We start from the raw sequence: 22,847 nt of genomic DNA, 5'->3' as shown, positions 1-22,847 counted from the left end.
CCTATTGACACAGTGCCAATAAGGTGGAACTGTGACCTTATTCACCCGGGCACCCTCGCCCCCTCTCGACAAGGGACCTAGACATGTATCTCACTCAAGGCCTTCATCGCTCCGTAGCAACCACTCCGAACCGGGCCGCAACGGTATTCGGTGACCGCGTCCGCACCTTCGCCGAGCAGATCGACCGAGTGGCGAGGCTGGCCGCCGGACTTCGTTCAATCGGAGTCGACGCCGGCGATCGAGTGGCGATGCTGGCCTTCAACAGCGATAGGTACTCCGAGTATCTGCTGGCGGTGCCGTGGGCGAACGCAGTCCTCAACCCCGTCAACATTCGCTGGTCTCCGGTCGAGGTCGCGTACGCACTCAATGATTCGGACACCAAGGTCCTCCTGGTCGACGACACCTTCGGTGCCATGGTTCCGGCCCTGAGCCCGGCGTGTCCTGCCCTTCAGACCATCGTCTACTGCGGCGACGGAGCCACGCCCGAGGGCATGGTCTCCTACGAGGAGCTGGTCGCGTCGAACGATCCCATTCCCGACGCACGCCGCAGCGGAGATGCACTTGCCGGGCTCTTCTACACCGGCGGCACCACCGGTTTCCCCAAGGGCGTCATGCTCTCGCACGCGAACCTAGTCACCTCGGGGCTGGGCACAGTGGCGACCGGGCAGCTACTCGACGACGAATCGGTCCTGCTGCATGCCGCGCCGATGTTCCACCTCGCAGATCTGGCCGCTTGGGTAGGGCAGGTCATGCTCGGCGGCACCCACGTCATGGTTCCGTTCTTCGAACCGACCGCTGTCCTCGGCGCAATCGCGAAGCACTCCATCACCGATGTGCTGCTGGTGCCCACGATGATTCAGCTGCTCGTCGATCATCCGGCCTTGAGTGAATTCGACACCACGTCGCTGAGCCGTGTGCTGTACGGAGGATCCCCGATCTCTGCCGGCGTCCTCGAGCGCACCCTTGCTCGACTTCCGCAGGCCCGCCTCACTCAGGCGTACGGCATGACCGAACTCGCTCCGGTTGCGTCCCTGCTGTGGCCGGAACACCATGTGGGAGAACGCATCGGCTCTGCCGGACGCGCGGCCCCGCACTCCGAGATCCAGATCGTCGGACCCGACAACGAGCAGTTGGCCACCGGCTCCGTCGGCGAGATCTGTGTCCGCGGTGGACACGTGATGCTCGGCTACTGGAACAAGCCGGAAGAGACGGCGGCTGCCATTCGTGACGGGTGGATGCACACCGGCGACGTCGGCTACCTCGATTCCGAGGGATTCCTGTTCGTCGTCGATCGCCTCAAGGACATGATCATCACCGGCGGCGAGAACGTCTACAGCGCCGAGGTGGAGAGTGCACTGAGCCTGCATCCCGCCGTGTTGGCCTGCGCCGTGATCGGGGTCCCCGACAGCGAATGGGGTGAGCGCGTTCACGCGTGTGTCGTTCTGGCAGAGGAGTTCTCGCCGACTGTGGACGAGCTCCGCGAACACACCCGCAACTACGTTGCCGGATACAAGACCCCCCGTACCATCGAGTTCGTCACCGCTCTGCCCATGAGCGGGGCAGGCAAGATCCTCAAGCGCGAACTGCGGGACGCACACGTGGCGGCGAAGGACGGGCTCGGGGCCTCCCTGTGACAACCCAGGTGTCGGCGCACCTCGATACTTTCGACTCGGTCTCCCCCATCGACGACGGGCTCGTCGCCTCGTTCGCCGTCGATGGGGCCGAGATCGTGGCGCGGGTGGTGAGTGATGCGCGGAACGCTCAGAGCGCATGGTCGTCGCTGCCGCCCCGCTCGCGCGCCCACCACCTCAGGGCGTGGCGCCACGAAATCTGGAGTCGCCGGGACGAGTTCGTCGACCTGCTTCACCGAGAGAACGGCAAGCCCGCCGAGGACGCGTTGCTCGAGATCGTGCTGACCCTCGAGCACATCGGGTGGGCCGAACGACATGCGCCGCGCCTGCTGCGATCTCGGCGCGTCAACCCCGGCTTGCTGCTGGCGAATTACTCAGCTCGGGTCGAGCGAGTCGCACTGGGCGTCGTCGGCGTGATCGGCCCGTGGAACTATCCGTTGTACGCACCGAACAGTGCGATCTCGGCGGCGCTGGCAGCAGGAAACTGCGTCGTGTTCAAGCCGAGCGAATACACGCCGGCCATCGGAGCCCGATATGTTCAGGCCTTCCACGACGCCAATCCGGGTCTGCCGACCGGGGTGCTGTCACTGGTGACCGGCTTCGGTGACACCGGTGCCGCGCTGTGCCGCGCGGGGGTCGACAAGATCGCGTTCACCGGTTCGACCAGCACCGGCTCGAAGATCATGGCGACGTGCGCCGAAACGCTCACTCCGGTGGTGTTGGAATGCGGCGGCAAGGATCCGGTGATCGTCGCTGGGGATGCCGACGTCGCAGCTGCAGCCGAGGCGGTCGCCTGGGGCGCGTTCACCAACGGCGGCCAGACCTGCGTCGGAGTCGAGCGCGTCTACGTCGAGCGCGGCATTGCCGAGCAATTCACTGCAGCGCTCGTCGCGCACGCACGCAGCATCCAGCCCGGTGGTGACGCGTCCGCCACCTACGGACCGATGACCATGCCCGCACAGATCGAGATCGTCAGGCGTCACCTCGCTGCCGCCGACGCGGCCGGTGGCCGAGCATTGATCGGCGGACTCTCCTCCATCGGCGAGCGATACGTCGGACCCACCGTCTTGGTGGACACTCCCGAGAGCTGCTCGGCCGTTCGCGAGGAAACGTTCGGCCCCACGGTCACCGTTCGTGAGGTCGACAGCATCGACGAGGCCATCGAGCTGAGCAACGATCATCGGTACGCCCTTGGCGCATCGGTGTTCTCCCGCAAACAGGGCAATGAGATTGCAGCGCAGCTGGCGTGCGGCCAGGTGACCGTGAACTCGGTGATCGCGTTCGCCGGGATGGGTTCGGTGCCGATGGGAGGTGTCGGCGCCAGCGGATTCGGCCGTGTGCACGGCGACGAGGGGTTCGCGGAGTTCTGCCGCACCCACAGCCGCGTCACGAAACTGTTCGACATCCCGGGATTCGAACTCGTAACTCTCCGTCGTCGACGGTGGGTCATGCCGCTGATCGACCGATTGCTGGGGCTGCGTCACCGCCGCTGAGCGATCAGCGCACCTTTTTTCACCTGCCAAGTTACCGCTGCTCCGAGTGCGGCCAGTATCCCCACGGCGGCGAACAAAGCCGGGTATCCGCCGACAGTGGAGAGGAACACACTCGCGAGCAGCGGTGCAATGGCAGGTTGGATCAGTCTCTTCGCACTGGCGCTGCGGTTCCGTAGTTACGGCGCACCACCTCGTCGAGGGTTGCCGCCAGCTGCGCGTCACCGAGGGCACGCGGGGTCGCCACCGACGCAGCCGAAAGATAGACACCGCAGAGCCATTCGAGAAGTTCGATGTTCGACAACGCGGCCCCGAGATCGTGACCGGTGGTCACCGAACCGTGATGGGCCATGATGGCCGCCGACCTCGAACGCATCGCCGCCACCACCGTCTCGGCGAGCTCGGCCGTACCGAACGGCGCGAACGGGATCACCGGAACTCTGCCGCCGAGAGCGAGCTGCGCGTAGTGCACCGGCGGCAATTCGTCCGCGACAAGTGAAAGAGCAACGGCTGCCGGAGAATGCGCATGTACCACTGCGCGCGCGTCACACGCTTCGTAGATTCCCAGGTGCAGGTCCAGTTCCGACGTCGGTTCGCAGGCACCCGCGCGCACGACGCCGTCCATACCGACGAGCGTGATGTCCTCGATCGTCGCGTCCGCCAACACCAGTCCGGTCGCCGTCACCGCCACCACATCGCCCGCACGCGCGCTGACGTTGCCTGCGGTACCGAGAACCAACGCCCGTCGGCCCAGTTGCCGGGCGGCCCCGGCGACGGACTCCCGTAGTTCGTCCACGTCGACCGCCATCAGATCGTCTCGCACGTGCGTGCGAACTTCCGAACGAAGTCGAGGTCGTAGGCGCCGAAGTCGGTACCGAGTCCCTGCGCCACTTGCGCGGCGGTCGCGTTGCCCAGTTCGGCGGCGTCGACGACGCTCATGCTCAGGGACAGGCCCCGAACGAACCCGGCCGAGAACGCATCGCCGCATCCACTGGTGTCCACCACGTCCACGGAATATGCGGGGACCTCGACGGCACACTCAGAGGTGACGACGAGCGTGGGCAAGGCACCCGCGGTGGCCACCACGCAGGACGCGCCGAGCTCGAGCAATCGGCGACACCCGTCTTCGACAGTGGCGCAGCCGGTCCAGCCGAGGACCTGCTCGTCGTTGGGCAGCAGGTAGTCCACGTACGGCAGTGCGGCGGCGAACGCACCGAGTCCTTCCGGAATGGACGGAGCAAGGCTGTCCACGGTGACGACAACGCCGTCCTCATGAGCGCGGCGCGCGATGTCCCGCGCGGTGTCGGGTCCGAAGAACTCGGGCCCACCGAGGTGCAGAAAGTCGACGTTGTGAAACATGTTCCATGGAACATGCTGAGCCAGATAGCCGTTCGCGCCGATCACGTGCAGAGCCGGTCTGGAACCGTCCGGCCGGATCGGCAGCACCGATGCCGAGGTCTGCACTCCGTCCATGCGATGAACGAGGGAAACATCCACTCCATCGTCGGCGAGGAGCTGCAGAAGGAACGAACCTGCCGAATCACCACCGACGACGCCCGCAGAGTGCACCGCAGCACCCAACCGGGCCAGCACCAGCGCCGTTCCCGCGGCAGTGCCCGCGGCCGACATCGCGATCTGCTCGGCCAGGACCGCCGCCTGACCGTCGGGAATCTCGGTCACCGGCCGCACCAGCGTGTCGAGAATGTGCACGCCGAGGGTGAGGATTTCCGCCGGTTCTCTCATCGCAGGTTAGCCGTTTGCTCCGAGAGGATCAGGGCCTCCAGATTGCACATCGAGACGTCGAATCGTGCGGACATTCCGGCGGTCGCAATGGGCCGCACCAGGCGTCCCAGCCAGCTCGGGGAGACGTCGAACCAGAACTCGAAGGTCATCGCGGTGGAAGTTCCACCGCTGAGCGGCGCAAAGCGAAATACATTCGCCACGTTGGAGAGCGGCGCGAATCCCTGCCCCGAATCCACTCGCAGTCGGTTCGGTTCCAGATGCCGGACCGTCCAGGTGGCGTGCGTGGTGAAACGGCCGAGCGCTGCGACCTCCTCGGTGTAGATACCGCCGGTGCGCGCGGCGCCGTGATGAGTGGTGACGGCCCGGACGTCGGACACCCATTCCGCGTATCTGCTGGTGTCACCGGTCAGTGCCCACACTTCATCCGGGCTCACCGAGAGTGTGCGGTGGGCCGAGACTACGAAGCGTTGTTCCACGAGAGTTCTCCTTCGGTCGAAAGTACCTCTGCTGCAGCCTTTTCACCCGATCGCACGGCGCCGTCCATGTATCCGTTCCAATAGTCGGAGTGTTCGGCACCGGCCCACTGCACTCGTCCGAACGCGGCGTCGCGCCACCGTCCGAGCCCGGTCAGCACCCCGGGGGTCAACACCGCGGTGGGCCCGCCACGGGTCCATTACTCGCGAGTCCAATCCAGTTCGATCCACTCCGTCGGTTCGAGTGCGCGCGGACCCACTGCCGATGCGAATGCCCGCAGCACCTCGCCGCGGCGCTCGACGTCGTTGCCGTCGGACCAGTTCCGTCCACCCCGATGGCGTGCACCCCAGGTACCGACGAATCCCATCAGCACTCCCTCGCTCCCGTCGGGAGGCGAGTTGTCGAACATCGAGGACACCGGTACATCGCTGTCACGGAACAGCGCTTGGCCCGAGAGACCGCTCGCCCGCCAGAACGGTTCGGGATACACGGCCTCGCACTTGGCCAAGCCGCCGAAGTTCATCCGCTGAAACAGTGCTTCCTGGGGCGCGGGAAGCGCAGGGGTCCAGTCGATTCGGGTAGCCAGAACCGGCGGAATCGCAACGACGGCCGATCGGGCGACCCACGATTCGACATCGCCGTGTACCACCACTCGATCCAGATGCTGTTCGACGCGGCGCACGGGAGTGTCGAGTCGGACAGCGTCTCCGAGCTGCTCCGCCATCGTGATGCAGATCGCTTGCGAGCCGCCGAGAAATCGCCACTGTTGCGCTCCCCCAGAGACACTCATCAATCGGTCGACCGTGCCGGGCGTGTATTCGTTGCCCGCCCCGGCTATGTACGCCAAGCCGAAGAGCGCGGACACGTCGGCGGCCGTGCCACCGAACACCGAGCCGAGCAGGATGTCGAGCAATTCCACTCCACCGTCGGTGGCCGAGTGCCGGCGCGCCCAGGTGGCGAGGGTTTCGGTGTCCCACTCGCGCGCACGCGGTGCGGACCACGGCCTGCCCGCGGGAATCTGCCTGGCGGCCCGGTCGATTCGCGCCACGAGCATCCCGATGTCGGGCAGCGCCGCCAGATCCGGTGGCACCCCGCCGTCGAAGCGTCGGGCGCGTCCGTTCTTGACGTAGACGCTCGATCCGATGCCATGCGCCGGGAACGTCCCGACGCCGACCGACGCGGCCAGGCGAAGGACGTGATCCTGCGTCGGACCGACGAACTGTCCGCCGGTCTCCACCACCGAGTTCTCGCCGAGTGCGTGGTTGACCGTCCGCCCGCCCACCCGGTCTCTGGCCTCGAGGACCTGGACGGTCAGTCCTGCGGCCGTCAGTTCCCTGGCTGCGGTCAGTCCTGCGAGTCCTGCGCCGACTACCACTACATCCACACGATGGGCCTGCGATATTTCGGCCATGGGTGCCTCCTTCCGGGCTCTTCGATGTAGCGGCGACAGTAGCCCAATATTGGCCACTAGGCCAGTATTCGCGAGAAGTCCCTGCTGAAGGACACTGCGATGGAAGTGGAACCCAGCACCCGGCTACGTTGTAGCCATGACCGAAGACCGTCCGAAGACGCGATACGCACGCGGCCAGGAGCGGCGCGATGCCCTCGTGGACGCGGCGATCGGCCTGATCGGGACTCGCGGACTCGAACGCGTCTCGTTTCGGTCCGTCGCCGAAGCCGCCGGATTCCCACCGTCGACCACCAGCTATTTCTTCGGCTCGGTCGGTGAACTTATCGATGCCGCGATCACCCGGATAGCCGAGAACGTGACGGCGAAAGTCACTGCCCTACTCGACGTCGCGCAGACCGGCGGCCTCACTCGCGACGATCTCGCCGACGCGATCATGGACCTCGTCTCGCTGCTGTCCTCTCCCGATGACGACGATTCCCTCGTCCAGTTCGAGGCATACCTGGCCGTGCGCCGACGACCCGAGCTGGCGGATTCGGTGCACAGAATCATGCGCATGATCGAGGAGGCAGCCGAGGCGGCCCTGGGGGCATTCGGCATCGCGGAACCGCATCTACCTGCCCGACATTTTCTGGCCCTGATCGACGGCTACACCTTGCACGAGATTGCCAGGCCGACACCGGGCGGCAATCGAACGGCACTGCGTGACGCCCTGTTTCGGGTTCTCGACTCGTACGATCGGACGCCCTGATCCGACGCGTCGCCTCGTGTTCTACAGACCGGCGCGCTCGAGTATTTCATCCCAGGCGATCTCCGCTTCGGCGTCACCCACGCCGGTCGCCGCGATGCGCTCGTAATCGCCCAGAAGTGAATCTGCAACGCGCTCATAGCGTTCGAGCCAGACCTCTTTGTCGTCACGCCAGTACCCCACGATGGCAAGCCGGTCCGCCGGGAAGCTCATCTCGCCGCGAAGGTATTTGCGCACCGCTCGACCTGCCGACGCCTCCCCACCGAACCAGATATAGCCAGGACCCGGCGGCATCGCGTACGCACGCGCGGCATCTGCCAATTCCGATGCGCCGCGTCCGTTTCCAGCGATGAGCCAGTCGACGGTGACCTCCGCCGAGGTCCGTACCTCTAGCATGTCGTCGCGGTGGGCTACTTCGGCGATGGCATGGGCATTGCGGCCCGCAGGCAGTTGCTCGATCGCGCGAAGCATCGCCGGGAGCCCCGGCAGATCGGCGATGAACAACATCCAGTCGGTGTCGCCGGGCGGTTCGTACCACGACCGCGTCCCCGACATCCCCAATTGTCGACCGGGCGCTGCCGAGCGGGCCCACTCGGCAGCGATCCCACCGACGTGGTCGACGAAATCGATCCAGATCCGGCCCGATTCCCACCGACGGACCGTGTAGTTACGGCATTCGCGGAGAACGCCGTCATGATGCGCGAGCACACCGCCCTTCGACGTCATCTCCGGCGGCGCATCTTCCCCGGCCGCAGGGAAGTACAGCTGCACGATTTCGTCCGGCACTCCACTCGACTCGAACCCGCACGTGGCCGGAACGTCGAACACCACGCGAATCATCGACGGAGACAGCCGAATTGCCTCGGCCACTCGTACGGTCACGTAGCCGGGCGCGCCTCGGCGGTTGGACACGGTGTCTACTTTCAGCGCTGCTCGGCCGGCGCGACGAGTAGCGTTTCGATGTCGTCGAGGATCAGGCCGAGGCCGATGGGGTCGGACGAGTTCCACGCGCTTGCCGACACCCAGTGCACCCGGTTCTGCTGCACGGCAGGCAGTGTCGACCACAGTGGTGCGGTGCTGATGGCGTCTCGTTCGGCATCGGATCCCTCGTCGTGGTACACGAACAGGGTGTCGGCGGACGCGAGAATGTTCAGCGTTTCGTCGGTGATGTCGATGCGGAACGCGCTGGGATCCTGCTGCCCCTCGGGCTGCGCCATTCCCAACCCACGGAAGGCGATGCTCTCTCCTGTTCCGACTCGAATCGAATACTCGCCCCGCTCACTCAGACGTACCGCCGAGACGGGCTTGTCGGCGAGGCCGGCATCGGAAACCCGTTGCTTCAGGGCAGCCATCCGATCGGTGAGGGCCTGCATCGACTCCGCCGCCTCGTTCTGCTTCCCGAGTACCTCGCCCATGGCGGCAACACCGTTGGACACATCGTCGAGCGAGACTCCGTCGTTGTAGGCGAATCCGTAGGTCGGTACTCCACTGGCCGTGAGTCGATCGTAGATCTCCTTGTTCCAGGCCTCCTCGCCTTCGCCGTCGTAGCCGGCGACCACGACGATGAGGTCTGGGTCCTGGGCCAGGATCGCCTCCACGTTGGGATCGAATCCGCCACCCTCACCGGCGATGTTCTCGATGCCATCGGCGCGCTCATCGACATGCGCGGGGAGAGCGAGCGGGTTGAACGACGCCGCCACCGGTTTCGTGTCGAGCGAGAGCATCAGCGCCAGTGAGATCGGGTCGGCAGCGACGACACGCATCGGCGCGGCCGGAACGTCGACCGAGCCGAAGTAGTCGTCGACCGTTCTCGTGCTCGCGCGCTGTTCCGAGTCCGAACTTGCGCTCGAGCATCCTGGAAGTATCAACGCAGACGCCATGACCCCAGCGATCGCATACGTCTTGGCCCTCCTAGTCACGTCGAACGGTAGGGAGATGCTCATGTGGATCGGTGACCTCCAAGATCGACGTGCAGGTGGGAACGTGCCTGCCACGATCGGAAGGCGAGCCAACCCTACCCTAACTGCTCCGATTCTAGGACTAGGTGTTCAGAGTCAGCATCGGAACGACGTTCCGACGCGCGAAGACGAGAAGTTCCTCGTACGTCTCCAGGGGCGCCGCGGCCGACGGCGTCAGGAGAATCGAATGGACCAGTCGTACAACAATTTCCGGCGCGTCGGGCATAGCGAATTTCTCCGCATCCGATTCTCCGCGCGAAATGGCCGTTGCTGCACGTATCGCCGGCGCGAGCAGTCCCGCTGCGTTGGTCGTCAGCTGCTCCAACACGACCGGGCTTTCCGAATCGAACATCTTCAGAAGGACCGGATTGGTACGGACGGAGTCGATGGTCGTTGCGAAGCCATGGACGATGCGCTCGGCCAGCGAGGACTGCTGCGACGCAACGGCGGCCAGTGACGCGAACAATCTGGCTGATTCTCGCCCCATGACGGCCTGCACCAGCTCGTCCTTCGAGCCGATCCGGCGATAGACGGTCACACGATTGACCTTGGCTCGTTTCGCGACATCGCCGATGGTTGTCCGCGCGATGCCGACCTCGCCGAAGAGCTCGAACGCGGCGTCCAGAATGGGCCCATCGTCTCCGTCTGGATGCATTGCCCGATCTTAACGGCCATTTCGCCATCCGCAGGCGAATGCAACATTGCAACATCTACTGTTGCTATGTAACATCGATGACAACAGAACATCAAGGGATTGGAGTTCGAATGTCTCGGAACAAGGCGGTCGACTCGAACGACCGATACATCGACGAGTCCTACGCGATCGTCGCGCGGGCCGTGAAGTTCGACTGGTCGAACGTTCCCCTTCAGTACATCCCAGGAAACTGGTACGCCACCCACTTCTGGAACGTGATGCACCTCGTTCTGCCCGAGGGAGAGCGCGCGATGGCAGACGTTTTCGCCCGCGCTCTCCCCTACATCCACGACCGAAGACTGCACGAGGAGGTAGTCGGGTTCGTCGGGCAGGAAGCGACGCACGCGTCCTCGCACGAGAGCTTCCGGGAGTACCTCGTCGCACACGGTGTGGACATCGAACCGATCCTGCGGCGAATCCGGTTCGCGGTGGGAGTGGTGTTCGGTGACCACGGTCTGACCGGCCGCCCCGGCAAGGCATGGCTGAACGAACGACTCGGAATCTATGCAGCAGCAGAGCACTTCACCGCAGTAGTCGGCGAATGGTTGCTCGACAATACGGAATTCGATCGACTCGGCGTCGATCCCACAATGCTGGACCTTCTGCGTTGGCACGGCGCGGAGGAACTAGAGCACCGCAACGTCGCATTCGACGCCTTCCAGTACGTGGACGGAGGTGGCTTCCGAAGGGCACGGACAGCGGTCGTGGCCAGTGCCGGTTTGGCCGTGCTGTGGTTCACCACCGCTGCCTACCTGTACAAGAACTCGGTCGCGACCCCCCGCACCGGGAAGCGCCGATTCCGCACGCCATGGCCGGTTGCCTTCGCCAGGGCATCACACAAGAACCTCATACCGGGATTGTCTTTTCTCTTCGTTCAGCTCTCCCTCTACATCCGCCCCGGCTTCCACCCGTCCCATATGGGCGACATCGACAAAGCTGTGCAGTATCTAGCCACGTCTCCAGCGGCTCTGGCGGCGCAGCAATGACCGCGACTCGTAGCCACCTGGGTGATGTCACGGTGACCGCACCCGGCATCGGGCTCCGCGCCATCGGCGCGGCATCGAAGGTCTACGCCAAGCTCGTCGCGGACTCGTCGATCGTGACGGCCCTGTCCCCGGCGCGGCCACGGCGATACGTCGGATACGAATTCGACGCAATCATCGACGAGATCGTCGACGAAGCAGAGGACGTCCGTTCGCTTCTGTTGCGCCGCGCCGACGGTGCGCCTCTTCCGTCGTGGATGCCCGGTGCACACATCGACGTCACCACGCCGTCGGGGGCAGTGCGTCAGTACTCACTCACCGGACGTCCGACCAGCAGTCGCCACTACCGCATCAGTGTCCGCAAGGTGATCGGCGGCAGCGCGTCGACCGAGCTTCACAACCTCGAGCCCGGTGACGTTCTTCGTGTCCGGGGCCCGCGCAACGCATTTCCGATGGCCGACGCCGAGCACTATCTCTTCGTTGCCGCGGGAATCGGTATCACGCCCATCCGTGCGATGGTCGAACGCGCTGTCGAGGACGGTTCGAAGTGGACGCTGTACTACCACGGGCGATCCAAGGCGAGCCTGCCTTTCGTCAAGGAACTGCAGCAGCTGGCCCTGACGTCCGGAGGACATCTACTTCTGCGGACCGACGATGTGGACGGCTTCCCGTCTCCCTCGGACATCGTGGAGCTCGCCGAGGGTGACACCGCGATGTACGTCTGCGGGCCGGTGGCGCTGTCGTCGAAGTTGCGCGACGAAGCGCAACGTGCAAGCGCAGTGCGGGAATTTCACGCCGAACTGTTCGCTCCAGCGCCAGTGGTGGACGGCAAGCCCTTCACGCTCCAGCTGAATCGTTCGGGTCGAACGATCGCCGTCGGGGCGCAGGAAACGGCACTCGATGCACTTAGACGAGTCAAACCGGATCAGCCGTACTCGTGCAGACAAGGGTTCTGCGGAGCATGCGTCGTCGGGCTCGTGGCGGGGCGCGTCGACCACCGTGATCGCGTACTCGGCGTCGCCGAGAGGCAGGATTCACTCACCCTCTGCGTCTCGCGCGGTGCCACCGACAACGAAGTCGTCGTCCTCGATCTCTAGCGTCCTCGATCTGTAAAGAAGGAGTCACCCTCATGACTGCAGCAACTTCGGACACCGAGACGGTGCCGCTGATCGATGTCGCGATCATCGGAGCGGGCTTCGGCGGTCTCGGTGCAGCGATCCGCCTGCAACAAGAAGGTCGCCCGGACTTCCTGGTCTTCGAGCGAGGCGATGCAGTCGGCGGCACGTGGCACGTGAACACCTACCCCGGCGCCCAGTGCGACATTCCGTCAGCCTTGTATTCCTTCTCCTTCGCCCCCAATCCCGACTGGACTCGTCTGTACCCCCTGCAGCCTGAGATCGAGGGATACCTCAACGACTGCACGGACAAGTTCGAGATCCGGGATCGAATTCGATTCGGTCACGAAGTCCTCGACGCTTCCTGGAACGAGACAGAGGCGCGATGGCTCGTCACGACATCCGGGGGAACATGGTCCGCACGGGTGTTGATCGGGGCTCTCGGACCGTTCAGCGAACCGGCCCGTCCGAATATCGAGGGTCTCGAATCATTCTCGGGCACTGTTTTTCACTCCGCCGAATGGGATCACGAGTTCTCCGCGAAGGACCGCCGCATAGCCGTGATCGGAACCGGGGCGTCGGCAGTGCAGTTCGTACCACGCATCGCTCCCGAGGCCGCCCATCTGACGGTGTTCCAGCGGACACCGACGTGGATCCTGCCGCACCCAGACCGTCCGATATCGGAATCAGGCCGAAGGGTGCAACGCAAGTATCCGTTGACACAGAGGGCACTTCGCCGTGTCTTCGACTTGTTCCAGGAAGCGTTGGTTCCCGGTCTCATCAACCACCGGTCGCTCCTGGCTCCCCTTGCTGCGCTCGGACGTGCGCACCTTCGACGTCAGATCAAAGATCCGGTACTTCGAGAGAAGCTCACTCCGCAGTATGCGTTCGGATGCAAACGGCCGACGTTCTCCAACAAGTTCTATCCCGCACTCGCTCGCGACAACGTCAGCGTGGAGACAACTGCCATCACCGAAGTCCGGCCGGAAGGAGTCGTCACTGCGGATGGGCAAACGCACGAGGTCGACACGATCGTGCTGGGAACCGGATTCACCATTGCCAAGCACTCCGGTTTTCGGCGCATCCGTGGCCGCGGCGGAAAGTCGTTGTCGGATGCATGGCCGGGTGGCGAGATGTCGTCCTACCGGGGCACCACTGTGCAGGGCTTCCCGAACTTCTTCATGCTCCTCGGCCCCAACTCGGTGGTCTACACCTCACAGGTCGTCACCATCGAGGCACAGGTGAAGTACATACTCGAGGCGCTGCGCGTCATGGACGACAAGTCCATCGTCGCTCTCGAAGTCAGCAGCGAAGCGCAGGCCGAATTCGCCGCGTACACCGATGCCCGACTCGCAGGATCGGTATGGAACTCGGGCGGATGCAGCAGCTACTACCTCAGTCCATCAGGCCGCAACGTCACCTACTGGCCTGGATCCGTACGTAACTTCACCCGGCGCATGTCCGCGATCGAGCTCGACCATTATGGGTACCGCACTCGATCGGCGTCACCCGTCGTCGAAGCCGAGCCTGCAACATCGGAGGCCTCCGCATGAAACGTCAGCTCGCATTGACAGGTGCAGTTGCTCTGGTGACCGGCGGGGCACGCGGAATCGGCGCTGCCACCGTGCAGAAGCTCCTGGCCGCGGGCGCATCCGTCGCGGTAGTCGACCGCGACATACCCGCGGACGCGATCAAGTGCGATCGCGTACTCCTGCTCGCGGCCGATGTCACGGACTCTGCGGCGATGGTGGCGTGCGTCGCTCGAACAGTAGAGAAGTTCGGCGCCCTCGACATCGTCATCGCCAACGCAGGAATAACGCCGCCTCCCGCAACGATCCGCACTGTGGACAAGAACATCTTCGACGCCGTGATGGCCGTCAACTTCGGCGGCGTCCTGAACATCGTGCGCGCAAGCGCAGACGAAGTAGTCGCCCGCGGCGGGCACATCGTGCTCGTATCATCCTGCGCTGCGTTCACTCCAGGCATGGGAGGCGCTCCGTACATGGTCAGCAAGGCTGCCGTGGAGCAACTGGGACGCGCGCTGAGCATCGAATTCGCCGCAGTCGGAGCCTCGGCGGGACTCGCCTACTTCGGCGTCGTGGATACCGATCTGGCACGGGGAACACTCGACAACGACCCTGTTGGCCGTCGGATCGGCGAATTGCTGCCGTGGCCGCTGAATCGGCGGCTGCCCGCAGACCGAGCAGCCGAGTTATTGGTGCGCAGCGTCCGCACTCGCCGCGCGCGTACGATTGCTCCTGCCGTCTGGGCCCCCTACTTCTGGCTGCGTGGAATTCTCAATCCGGTGCTGGAGTGGAAGCTGACCCGCGACCGGACGGTCACCGAGCTCATCCGTGACCTCGAGAAATCGGCCGAACACAGACCTCCTACAAGCCGGTCAGTGAAACTGCCACGGCCATAGCAATACTCGTGTAGTCGCGATGCTGTCGGATGACATCGTTCAACCGCACAGTCGCACAGAGACTTCGAGTTCCGACAGAGCTGACCCCGATGGTGCACGTGCCCAATTGGACCGTGCACACGGGGTCATTACTCTTTTGTTAGCCAAAGCATTTGGGAGCGCTTTCCAAGCGTACGTACCGTCCAAAATGGCAAACGGTTTATTTGCCTGCTATGCAGCGCGCAAAAAAACCATTCGTTCCGGACGGTATTTTGTTGACTTTGCATGTCCGCAGGTGTTCTGCTAAAGCCCTAAGCCGTAGCGATACGGGGAAAGCCTGCCAGGTTCGAGTGATCTTCGCTCGGCCACATTTCGCTCGCGGATTCGAAATTTCGATCCACGATCGGCACGATCGTCAGCAGACGCCCGGATCGATAGTCCGCCTCCAGAACTGGGGCGCCGCACCCTCGATTCGAGTGGGCACTTCTCCTACCTCCCGTTCCCTCCAGTCGGGGACGCCAGGTATTCAAAGCACCTGCCGCAGCGATGTCGATGCTGCATGTGCAAATGGTACAGAAGGATCGAATTCAGATGCATACCAACAGTTCTCGCGCTCGACTTCAGCAAGGTCCCACTCCTCGTCGCATGATGGGCGCGCTGGTCGCGACCGTCGCAGCCGCCACTGCCACAATCTTGGTGTTCACGACAGGCACAGCCTCGGCTGCGGTGCCGACAGTCGGACTCGGCACCGCAGAGAGCTTCGCCGTGCTCGCCGGACAGACCGTCACCAACACAGGACCGTCCACAATTTCCGGCGACCTGGGCGTCAGCCCGGGCACCGCCGTGGTGGGCTTCCCCCCGGGCTCGGTGAACAACGGTGTAATCCACGCCGCGGATGCTGTTGCGTTGCAAGCACAATCCGATCTCACGACCGCGTACAACGATGCCGCTGGTCGAACACCTGCCACAGTCGCCTCGGTCGATCTCGGCGGACAGACACTGGCACCGGGCATCTACAAGGCCGACAGCACGCTCGGGTTGACCGGAACTGTCACGCTCGACGCGGAGAACGATCCTGCCGCAGTCTTCATCTTCCAGGTCGGTTCGTCGCTGATCACCGCCCCGAACTCGACCGTAGCCATGATCCGAGGTGCCAACCCCTGCAACGTGTTCTGGCAGATCGGAAGCAGCGCAACACTGGGCACCAACACGACGTTCATCGGAACCATCATGGCCCTGACCTCGATTTCACTGCAGACCGGCACCAACGTCACCGGACGCGTCCTTGCCCGCAACGGCGCAGTGACACTGGACACCAACACCATCACGCGGCCGAACTGCGAAGCGGTTCCGCCCACGACCACGACGGCACCACCGACCACGACGACCACCGAACCCACAACCACCACCGCTGAACCCACAACCACCGAACCCACTACCACTGAACCCACTACCACTGAACCAACCACCACCACCGCGCCCACCACGACGACCACCGCGCCCACAACCACCGAACCCACGACCACCGCGCCCACAACCACAACACCACCGGGCGCTACTACAACCACAGGTTCGGGCCCGATTCCGCCAATCGTCATACCGCCAGTCATCACCATCCCGACCATTCCGGGAGTACCGACCATCCCCGGTGTACCGCCGGTCATCACGATTCCGAGCATCCCCGGCATTCCCACAGTTCCGAACGTTCCCAACGTGCCGAACGTTCCCAACGTGCCGAACGTGCCGAATGTTCCCAACGTGCCTAATGTGCCGAATGTTCCCAACGTGCCTAACGTTCCGAACACACCCAACACACCGAACGTGCCGAATACACCCAACACACCCGGTGCCCCCAACACCCCGGAAGCCCCCGGTGGCCCAGGGACGAACAACCCCGGTGGTCAGATCACTCAGATCCCCAACGGTGGTGTCGATACCGGTGACGGAAGCACAGTGGCACAAAGCATCTCGGACACACGTCCGATGACGGTGGTGCCAGGACTGGCATTGTTGTCGATTGCCGGAGCGGGTCTCCTCCTTCGCCTCCGTCGACGCTGACCACGGCCATGAAAATCACCGGATTCTCAGGCGCCACAGCGTTTCGCGCACATCCCGCCGCCGCGAGCCGATTTCGGTTCGCGGCGGCGGGCGGGCTGCTCGCCATAACCATGCTCGTGATGGCCATTCTCGCTGGGTGTTCGACGCCGATCGACACCGAGGCACAATCCAATCCCCAATCGACGGCGTCACTCTCCGGCTCAGCGGGCAATGCATCCGCCGAGTTGATGGCCGCGCCTGCCGCCGATGCCGGCAGTGCACCGGTCGGCCGATCGGTCCCGGTCCGAATCGCAATTCCCGCGATCGAGGTCGACTCCGACTTGATCGGGCTTGGCCTGCGATCGGACGGCACCATGGAGGTGCCCTCCGGCGGCTTTCCTGGAGGTTGGTACACCGGCTCGCCCACGCCCGGTGAGCTCGGACCGTCGATCATCGCCGGGCACGTCGACATGAACGGCAGTCCCGGAATCTTCTTTCGGCTTCGTGAATTGACCGCGGGTGACACGATCACCGTCACACGCGCCGACGACACCGTGACAACGTTTCGCGTCAGCGACAACGCGCAGTATCCGAAATCCGAGTTTCCGACTCAATCGGTATACGGCGACATCGGATTCGCAGGATTGCGATTGATCACCTGCGGTGGAACATTCGACGACAGCGCGGCAAGTTACGACGACAACATCGTCGTCTACGCGGAACTGGAGAGCGCGCGCTGAGCCTTCGGTACGCAACTACTAGTGCTCCCCCACCGTGGGAACCTCGCTCATGGAAGGTATGGGGCGGCTGCACAATTCGCGGGCGTCGGCAGTGGACACACCGAGGGCAAGAAGAACGCTGAACGTCATTCGGTCCACCGCCTCATGGTCGTCACGGGTCGGTTGCGCGAGCAGCAACTGCCCGAGTCCGAGGAGCGCCCCGGCCACCAACGACAATGCCAGTTCCGGGTCGGGGACGACGAAATGCCCTGCGGCAGTTGCTGCGTGGATATCTCGGGCCGCCCGAGGCCCGAGCCCGTGCTCCGAGGTGATCAGCGCCGGACCGGAGTGAATCAGTACTCGACTCAGCTCCGGCTGCATCCTGAACAATCGACCGGTAATCCGAAAAGACCTGGTGAACGCCTCCGCAGGGTCTACTGAACCTTCGGTCAGCGAGTCGAGGTAGTCGCCCAACAATTCGAGCGCACCGTCCACTGCAGCCTGGAACAGTTGTTCCTTGCTGTCGAAGTGGTTGTAGAAAGAACCCATTCCGACGTCGGCGGCCTGAGTGATCTCCAATACCGGCACATTCAACTCGCCCCGGGCAATGAACCCCTGTGCGGAAGACACCAGAGCGGCTCGGGTGCGCGCTTTACGACGTTCGAGTCGGTTCGGGCTTTCGGTCATATCTTCCCTGCTTCTCTGTTAGCTCTCAGGCATCGCGCACTAGCCTGACTGATCCTCACCGCTGACGATTCTATCAATCTACTTGACTGAGGATGTGTTCATAGGTGACGATAGTGTCACCAGCGAGGAGGATCAGTGCACGAACACGGCGTGGATGGCCACAAGAACATGCATGTGGATCAGGGAGCCCTTCCCGGGGAGCACCCGGGGCGGGCGGCTGACCCGATCATCAAGGTTCACGACATCGCGTGGCTGGAATTCACCAAGCCTGATTTGGTCAAGGCGGAAGCGTTTGCACTGGCTTTCGGCTTTTCGGTGACGTTGCGCACCTCCGAGGAGATCCACCTTCGTGGGACCCAGGCCGGCGGGCCGTCCGTCATCATCCGTCGCGGCAAGCGGACACGATTCGTGGGCACGGCGTTCGCTGCGGCGTCCGACGCAGACGTGATGAAGCTCGCCGATGCCACCGGACGTCGCGTGCACCGCCTTCCGGACGCGCTGGGCGGCATTGGAGTGACGCTCACCGACCCGAGCGGCCAACCCGTCCAGGTGGTGTCGGGATACGACGTCCATGCGGATCTTCCCGGCCAACGGACGCACACCTACAACTTCGGTGAGCCCCGTCATCGGGTGAATGCAACACAACGTCCGCCGCACGAGCCGGCCCTCATTCAACGTCTGGGACATGTAGTCCTCCAGCGAACCGACTACCTCGAAAACCTCGACTGGTACTTACGTCACCTGGGGTTGATCGTCAGCGACTTCCTTTATTACGACGGTCAGCGCGAGCGGGGACCGGTGATGAGCTTCATCCGGTGCGACCGTGGCAACACCCCTACGGACCACCACACACTTGCCATGACCCTCGGCCCGTCGAACCGGTACGTGCACTCCGCCTATCAAGTGTCGGACCTCGATGCGATCGCCGCGGGCGGCGAACACTTGACCGAACGCGGATACCGCCATTCGTGGGGAATCGGCCGGCACATCCAAGGCAGCCAGATCTTCGACTACTGGCGCGACCCCGACGGCTTTCTGGTGGAACATTTCAGCGACGGGGACATGTTCGACAGCTCTCTGGAGCCTGGATGGGCCCCGATGACCGCGTCGGGCCTGGCCCAGTGGGGCCCTCCCGCGTCCAAGGACTTCCTTGGAGTTGCTCCGAGCCGGGCATCTCTTCGAGAGCTTCGGTCCATTCTCTCTTCACTGCGCAATGACAACGAATTCGACGCCGAACGCCTTCGCGGCCTGATGAAAGTGGCATCTTCATGAGCATCTCCGTTCTACGTACCGCCGACGCATGGTGGGTGAATACTCCGACAGGGGCGTCACGCATCGAAACCGACGCCGCCACTACCGCCGAACTCCTGGCGGATCGATCTGCGATCGAGGCGGCCCGCACGAGCACCGAGACCGTCGCAGTAGAAACCCTCGACGTACTCTCACCGGTGACCGCCCCGTGCAGGGTCGTCGCACAGATGACCAATTTCGTGTCGCACGTCAAGGATTCGGGGATGAATCCCGCCACTGTCCCGCTGACCTTCTTCCGCAAGACCTCCGGATCTATCAGCGGACCGACCGACGACATCGTCAAGCCAAAGCATGTGCAGCTTCTCGACTACGAAATCGAGATCGGCCTCGTGTTCGGCAAGACCGTGCCGGTGGGAACACGGATCAACGCCAACAACATCGGCGAATACGTCGCCGGACTGGTCATCACCAACGATGTCTCCGCGCGCGACGTGCAGCTGCCCAAGACACAGTTCTACGAGGGCAAGTCCTACCCCACGTTCACCCCGGTCGGTCCGCTCCTGGTGCTCCTGGAAGAGGGCGAGTTCGATCGTTTCGGAGACCTCGAGTTGACTCTGAGAGTCAATGGCGCAGTACGACAGAACAGTACGGTTGCCGACATGATCTACCGGCCGGTCGAGACACTTCAAGCTCTGAGTGGATTCCAACGTCTGGACGCCGGCGATCTCCTGCTGACGGGGACCCCCGGCGGCACAGCTTTGAAAGCACCGGCCAAGCCGATCGAACTGCTCGGATCGCTGGTCCCGCCCTCGGTCAAGTGGAAGATCTTCTTCAAGAAGCAGGCATCCAACCCGAACTACCTGCACGACGGTGATGTCCTCGAGCTGACCTGTGCCACACCCGACGGCGCCCTCGATCTGGGGGTTCAGCGGACGGCGGTCACCTACCGATGAACCGCACCGAATCCGGTGCGCCCACAGGTAGGCCGGACATGCGCGATGGCGATCACTTCCCGGTGGTGATCGTCGGGTCCGGGCCTACCGGCATGACCGCAGCACTGCTACTGGGCTCCTACGGGATTTCCTGTCTCGTGTTGGACCGGTGGGACGACGTCTACCCGCAGCCGCGGGCGGTCCATCTCGACGACGAGGTCTACCGCATCATCTCGGACCTCGGACTGGCCGAGGAGTTCGCGGCCATTTCTCGCCCAGGACGCGGTCTACGACTGTGCGACAAACAAATTCGCACGCTCGCCGAATTCGAGCGGGACCCGGACATTCGGCCGAACGGATTCCCCCAGGCCAACATGTTCGATCAACCAGATCTCGAAATCCTCATGCGATCGCACCTGCCGCGCTTCGACACCGTTCAGACGCGCGGTGGATGCGAAATCATCGACGTCCAGAACCAGAACGACAGCGTCAAAGTGCTGTTCACCGATACGGCGGACGGGGCTCGTCATTGGGTGACCGCCGACTTCGTCCTCGGGTGCGACGGAGCCAACAGCGTGGTTCGCAGCTCTATCGGTTCGAAGATGGAGGACCTCGGGTTCGCGCAGCGCTGGCTGGTCGTCGACATCTCCACCGACGCCGACCTGCAGCAGTGGGAGGGCGTACACCAGGTGTGCGACGGCGAACGAGCTGCGACATACATGCGCATCGGTAGTTCCCGGTATCGATGGGAGTTCCGGATGCATGACAACGAGGACCTGGACTCCTTCGCAGACCTCGACGCGATTCGACCGCTGATCGCCCCGTGGCTCGGCGACGTCGCCCGGGACGACCTGAAGTTGATTCGCTGCGCCGAGTACACATTTCGGGCGCAAGTAGTCGATCGCTGGCGTGACCGCAGGGTGTTTCTGCTCGGCGACGCCGCGCATCTGACCCCGCCGTTCATCGGTCAGGGCATGGGAGCGGGGCTTCGCGACGCGCGCAATCTGATCTGGAAGCTGGCCGGCGTCCTCGGAGGTTCCTTGCCCGAAACGGCGCTCGACAGCTACCAGACCGAGCGGAAAGCGCATGCGACGGCGATGATCAAGCTGGCTGTGCAGATCGGGTGGGCCATGACCGGAGGCAGCCGGGTGACCAGCGCTGTCCGAAAGAACATTGCGCCCCTGCTCGGCTACGTCCCGGTCATCGGCACGAAAGCAACCGACAGCACCACCCCTCGACTTCCTCGATCCGAGTATGTTCTGCGTTCACCGGTGTCGGTGATGGGCCTGCCCGGCTCCCTCTGCCCGAACAGTGTGTTGGACAACGGCGAACGACTCGACCGCGTCGCCCCGGGACAGTTCTTGTTCGTTACCTCGACGCCCCTTACTGTCGGCCAGCGCCGAGAGGTCACGCGCCGAGGTGCGGTGCCCATCGAAGTGCCCGCGTCATCGGACCTCGGTGTCTGGTTGCGCCGCGGCCACGCGATCGCGGCCATCGTCCGCCCGGACCGGACCGTGATGGCGTCGGGACGCTCTGTCCCCGCACTGCACACCAAGGTGCCCACCACTGCTTTTCGCCAGCACGCAGATCCACCACCCGCCGAGCGCACGAGAGATGTCGACTCGGCGCCCGCCGTCACCAGCAGAACCAGAACCAGAACCAAGAGGCACGCATGACAACCGCCATCGTCACCGGAGCAACCTCGGGCATCGGACGTGCCGTCGCAGAGTTGCTGCACTCACAGCAATTCCACGTAATCGGTACCAGTAGAGATGCATCGTCGATCTCGGACCCGGTGCCGGGCGTCGAGTACCGCGACCTGGATCTGACCGACTCGGGGTCCATACGCACATTCGCCGATGGTCTGCGCGACGTCGACGTCGACGTCCTCGTCAACAACGCCGGCGAGAGCCAGTGCGGCCCGCTCGAAGAGCTGCCGATGGACGCCGTGAACCGGCTGTTCCAGCTCAACGTCTTCGGCGCGATCGAACTCATCCAATGCGTCCTGCCCGGGATGCGAGAGCGTCGCCGCGGCACGATCGTCAACGTCGGTTCGATGCTGGCGAGCTTTCCACTCGCGTATCGCTCGTCCTATGCCGCGACCAAGGCCGCGCTGAACGGATTCTCGACGGCAGCGCGGTACGAGCTGAAGCCATTCGGCATCGACATCACTACCGTCGAGCCCGGATCGATCGATACCGGACTCTCCGCACGGCGCACCAAGTACTGCGGCCCGCATTCGCCGTATCATCGCGACTTCACCACCGTGATCGCGAAGCTTGATGCCAAAGAAGCACAAGGTATCTCAGCGGAGAAGGTCGCCAAGACCGTACTGGAGGCCATCGAGGACGCACACACGCACCCTCTTTACGCGGTGGGGAGCAATGCGCCACTGGTGTTCTTCGCGCGGAGAGTGCTACCGCGCACAGTCATGGAGAAGTTCACAGCCAAAGCCTATGGACTACCGAGCCGACCGCACAGCGGCTGAGTAGGAAAACCTAACCGCGGCAAATCAGTTCAGCTGTGTTCGACAGTTCTTTGCACACGGATCCCGGGGGGGGACGATCACATTGGCA

The 22,847-nt window shown here is 63.8% G+C and carries 20 protein-coding genes and 1 pseudogene; 13 read left to right on the top strand and 8 right to left on the bottom strand.

Annotation, left to right across the window (positions count from 1 at the left end; genetic code table 11):
* Positions 1–83 precede the first annotated feature (83 nt).
* Complete coding sequence (locus tag ACODSO_RS15590) at positions 84–1,634, top strand: long-chain-fatty-acid--CoA ligase (protein ID WP_068376371.1); 1,551 nt, start codon at positions 84–86, stop codon at positions 1,632–1,634.
* Positions 1,631–3,124, top strand: a complete 1,494-nt coding sequence (locus ACODSO_RS15585; RefSeq protein WP_068376369.1) for an aldehyde dehydrogenase family protein — start codon at positions 1,631–1,633, stop codon at positions 3,122–3,124. Before ACODSO_RS15590 ends, ACODSO_RS15585 begins: the two co-directional genes overlap by 4 nt.
* 142 nt (positions 3,125–3,266) lie before the next feature.
* Here the strand turns inward: ACODSO_RS15585 and ACODSO_RS15580 are convergent, their stop codons facing one another.
* The 4 genes and pseudogenes from ACODSO_RS15580 to ACODSO_RS15565 form a co-directional block, all read right to left on the bottom strand.
* A complete protein-coding gene (locus ACODSO_RS15580; RefSeq protein ID WP_231912578.1) occupies positions 3,267–3,944 on the bottom strand; it encodes a class II aldolase/adducin family protein in 678 nt (225 codons plus the stop codon).
* The gene (locus ACODSO_RS15575; protein WP_068376367.1) at positions 3,929–4,864 is read right to left on the bottom strand and encodes a carbohydrate kinase family protein; all 936 of its coding nucleotides are present in this window, start codon (positions 4,862–4,864) and stop codon (positions 3,929–3,931) included. The genes ACODSO_RS15580 and ACODSO_RS15575 overlap by 16 nt, the downstream gene beginning before the upstream one ends.
* Positions 4,861–5,340, bottom strand: coding sequence for an SRPBCC family protein (locus ACODSO_RS15570; RefSeq protein ID WP_082897905.1), 480 nt, complete (start codon positions 5,338–5,340; stop codon positions 4,861–4,863). Before ACODSO_RS15570 ends, ACODSO_RS15575 begins: the two co-directional genes overlap by 4 nt.
* Positions 5,322–6,749 (bottom strand): annotated as a pseudogene (locus ACODSO_RS15565) (flavin monoamine oxidase family protein). Before ACODSO_RS15565 ends, ACODSO_RS15570 begins: the two are co-directional and overlap by 19 nt.
* Positions 6,750–6,885: 136 nt before the next feature.
* Between ACODSO_RS15565 and ACODSO_RS15560 the strand changes: the two are divergent.
* The gene (locus ACODSO_RS15560) at positions 6,886–7,497 is read left to right on the top strand and encodes a TetR/AcrR family transcriptional regulator (RefSeq protein ID WP_068376363.1); all 612 of its coding nucleotides are present in this window, start codon (positions 6,886–6,888) and stop codon (positions 7,495–7,497) included.
* Between the two features lie 21 nt (positions 7,498–7,518).
* Here ACODSO_RS15560 and ACODSO_RS15555 read toward each other — a convergent pair whose 3' ends face one another.
* The 3 genes from ACODSO_RS15555 to ACODSO_RS15545 all read right to left on the bottom strand — a co-directional run bounded on the left by ACODSO_RS15555 (position 7,519) and on the right by ACODSO_RS15545 (position 10,107).
* On the bottom strand, positions 7,519–8,406 hold the full coding sequence (locus ACODSO_RS15555; protein ID WP_068376361.1) for a siderophore-interacting protein: 888 nt from the start codon (positions 8,404–8,406) through the stop codon (positions 7,519–7,521).
* A gap of 11 nt (positions 8,407–8,417) precedes the next feature.
* The gene (locus tag ACODSO_RS15550; protein ID WP_068376359.1) at positions 8,418–9,437 is read right to left on the bottom strand and encodes an ABC transporter substrate-binding protein; all 1,020 of its coding nucleotides are present in this window, start codon (positions 9,435–9,437) and stop codon (positions 8,418–8,420) included.
* Between the two features lie 97 nt (positions 9,438–9,534).
* The gene (locus tag ACODSO_RS15545) at positions 9,535–10,107 is read right to left on the bottom strand and encodes a TetR/AcrR family transcriptional regulator (RefSeq protein WP_068376357.1); all 573 of its coding nucleotides are present in this window, start codon (positions 10,105–10,107) and stop codon (positions 9,535–9,537) included.
* A gap of 110 nt (positions 10,108–10,217) precedes the next feature.
* Here ACODSO_RS15545 and ACODSO_RS15540 point away from each other — a divergent pair, with 110 nt between their 5' ends.
* From ACODSO_RS15540 to ACODSO_RS15515, 6 genes are all read left to right on the top strand, one after another.
* A complete protein-coding gene (locus tag ACODSO_RS15540; protein WP_068376355.1) occupies positions 10,218–11,132 on the top strand; it encodes a metal-dependent hydrolase in 915 nt (304 codons plus the stop codon).
* Positions 11,129–12,226: a PDR/VanB family oxidoreductase gene (locus ACODSO_RS15535; protein ID WP_068376353.1), complete on the top strand. Its 1,098-nt coding sequence runs from the start codon at positions 11,129–11,131 to the stop codon at positions 12,224–12,226. Before ACODSO_RS15540 ends, ACODSO_RS15535 begins: the two co-directional genes overlap by 4 nt.
* A gap of 32 nt (positions 12,227–12,258) precedes the next feature.
* Entirely contained in the window at positions 12,259–13,797 is a 1,539-nt protein-coding gene (locus tag ACODSO_RS15530) for a flavin-containing monooxygenase (RefSeq protein ID WP_489037644.1), read from the top strand.
* Complete coding sequence (locus tag ACODSO_RS15525; protein WP_068376349.1) at positions 13,794–14,666, top strand: SDR family NAD(P)-dependent oxidoreductase; 873 nt, start codon at positions 13,794–13,796, stop codon at positions 14,664–14,666. Before ACODSO_RS15530 ends, ACODSO_RS15525 begins: the two co-directional genes overlap by 4 nt.
* A gap of 570 nt (positions 14,667–15,236) precedes the next feature.
* A complete protein-coding gene (locus ACODSO_RS15520; protein ID WP_489037641.1) occupies positions 15,237–16,703 on the top strand; it encodes an ice-binding family protein in 1,467 nt (488 codons plus the stop codon).
* Between the two features lie 8 nt (positions 16,704–16,711).
* Positions 16,712–17,422, top strand: a complete 711-nt coding sequence (locus ACODSO_RS15515) for a class F sortase (RefSeq protein WP_489037639.1) — start codon at positions 16,712–16,714, stop codon at positions 17,420–17,422.
* Between the two features lie 18 nt (positions 17,423–17,440).
* Here ACODSO_RS15515 and ACODSO_RS15510 read toward each other — a convergent pair whose 3' ends face one another.
* Positions 17,441–18,088 (bottom strand): TetR/AcrR family transcriptional regulator, encoded by a 648-nt coding sequence (locus ACODSO_RS15510; RefSeq protein ID WP_068377278.1) that lies wholly within the window; start codon positions 18,086–18,088, stop codon positions 17,441–17,443.
* 168 nt (positions 18,089–18,256) lie between these two features.
* Between ACODSO_RS15510 and ACODSO_RS15505 the strand changes: the two genes are divergently transcribed.
* Genes ACODSO_RS15505 through ACODSO_RS15490 form a run of 4 tightly spaced genes read left to right on the top strand, consistent with a single transcriptional unit; the run spans position 18,257 to position 22,759 of the window.
* Positions 18,257–19,360, top strand: coding sequence for a VOC family protein (locus tag ACODSO_RS15505; protein ID WP_068377279.1), 1,104 nt, complete (start codon positions 18,257–18,259; stop codon positions 19,358–19,360).
* Complete coding sequence (locus tag ACODSO_RS15500; protein ID WP_068377277.1) at positions 19,357–20,292, top strand: fumarylacetoacetate hydrolase family protein; 936 nt, start codon at positions 19,357–19,359, stop codon at positions 20,290–20,292. Before ACODSO_RS15505 ends, ACODSO_RS15500 begins: the two co-directional genes overlap by 4 nt.
* Complete coding sequence (gene mhpA, locus ACODSO_RS15495; protein WP_489037636.1) at positions 20,289–21,947, top strand: bifunctional 3-(3-hydroxy-phenyl)propionate/3-hydroxycinnamic acid hydroxylase MhpA; 1,659 nt, start codon at positions 20,289–20,291, stop codon at positions 21,945–21,947. Before ACODSO_RS15500 ends, mhpA begins: the two co-directional genes overlap by 4 nt.
* Complete coding sequence (locus ACODSO_RS15490) at positions 21,944–22,759, top strand: SDR family oxidoreductase (protein WP_489037634.1); 816 nt, start codon at positions 21,944–21,946, stop codon at positions 22,757–22,759. Before mhpA ends, ACODSO_RS15490 begins: the two co-directional genes overlap by 4 nt.
* The last annotated feature ends 88 nt before the right edge of the window (positions 22,760–22,847 follow it).

Source organism: Rhodococcus sp. FG69, from assembly GCF_057808915.1.
Note: the sequence above shows the minus strand (reverse complement) of the source record. Positions and strands in the feature narration are given on the sequence as shown.

What these genes read in the sequence shown, in the direction of transcription:
- ACODSO_RS15590 (WP_068376371.1), top strand. Translation starts at nt 84, where the DNA reads ATGTATCTCACTCAAGGCCTTCATCGCTCCGTAGCAACCACTCCGAAC.
- ACODSO_RS15575 (WP_068376367.1), bottom strand. Translation starts at nt 4,864, where the DNA reads ATGAGAGAACCGGCGGAAATCCTCACCCTCGGCGTGCACATTCTCGAC.
- ACODSO_RS15560 (WP_068376363.1), top strand. Translation starts at nt 6,886, where the DNA reads ATGACCGAAGACCGTCCGAAGACGCGATACGCACGCGGCCAGGAGCGG.
- ACODSO_RS15550 (WP_068376359.1), bottom strand. Translation starts at nt 9,437, where the DNA reads ATGAGCATCTCCCTACCGTTCGACGTGACTAGGAGGGCCAAGACGTAT.
- ACODSO_RS15545 (WP_068376357.1), bottom strand. Translation starts at nt 10,107, where the DNA reads ATGCATCCAGACGGAGACGATGGGCCCATTCTGGACGCCGCGTTCGAG.
- ACODSO_RS15540 (WP_068376355.1), top strand. Translation starts at nt 10,218, where the DNA reads ATGTCTCGGAACAAGGCGGTCGACTCGAACGACCGATACATCGACGAG.
- ACODSO_RS15535 (WP_068376353.1), top strand. Translation starts at nt 11,129, where the DNA reads ATGACCGCGACTCGTAGCCACCTGGGTGATGTCACGGTGACCGCACCC.
- ACODSO_RS15530 (WP_489037644.1), top strand. Translation starts at nt 12,259, where the DNA reads ATGACTGCAGCAACTTCGGACACCGAGACGGTGCCGCTGATCGATGTC.
- ACODSO_RS15525 (WP_068376349.1), top strand. Translation starts at nt 13,794, where the DNA reads ATGAAACGTCAGCTCGCATTGACAGGTGCAGTTGCTCTGGTGACCGGC.
- ACODSO_RS15520 (WP_489037641.1), top strand. Translation starts at nt 15,237, where the DNA reads ATGCATACCAACAGTTCTCGCGCTCGACTTCAGCAAGGTCCCACTCCT.
- ACODSO_RS15515 (WP_489037639.1), top strand. Translation starts at nt 16,712, where the DNA reads ATGAAAATCACCGGATTCTCAGGCGCCACAGCGTTTCGCGCACATCCC.
- ACODSO_RS15510 (WP_068377278.1), bottom strand. Translation starts at nt 18,088, where the DNA reads ATGACCGAAAGCCCGAACCGACTCGAACGTCGTAAAGCGCGCACCCGA.
- ACODSO_RS15505 (WP_068377279.1), top strand. Translation starts at nt 18,257, where the DNA reads ATGCATGTGGATCAGGGAGCCCTTCCCGGGGAGCACCCGGGGCGGGCG.
- ACODSO_RS15500 (WP_068377277.1), top strand. Translation starts at nt 19,357, where the DNA reads ATGAGCATCTCCGTTCTACGTACCGCCGACGCATGGTGGGTGAATACT.
- mhpA (WP_489037636.1), top strand. Translation starts at nt 20,289, where the DNA reads ATGAACCGCACCGAATCCGGTGCGCCCACAGGTAGGCCGGACATGCGC.
- ACODSO_RS15490 (WP_489037634.1), top strand. Translation starts at nt 21,944, where the DNA reads ATGACAACCGCCATCGTCACCGGAGCAACCTCGGGCATCGGACGTGCC.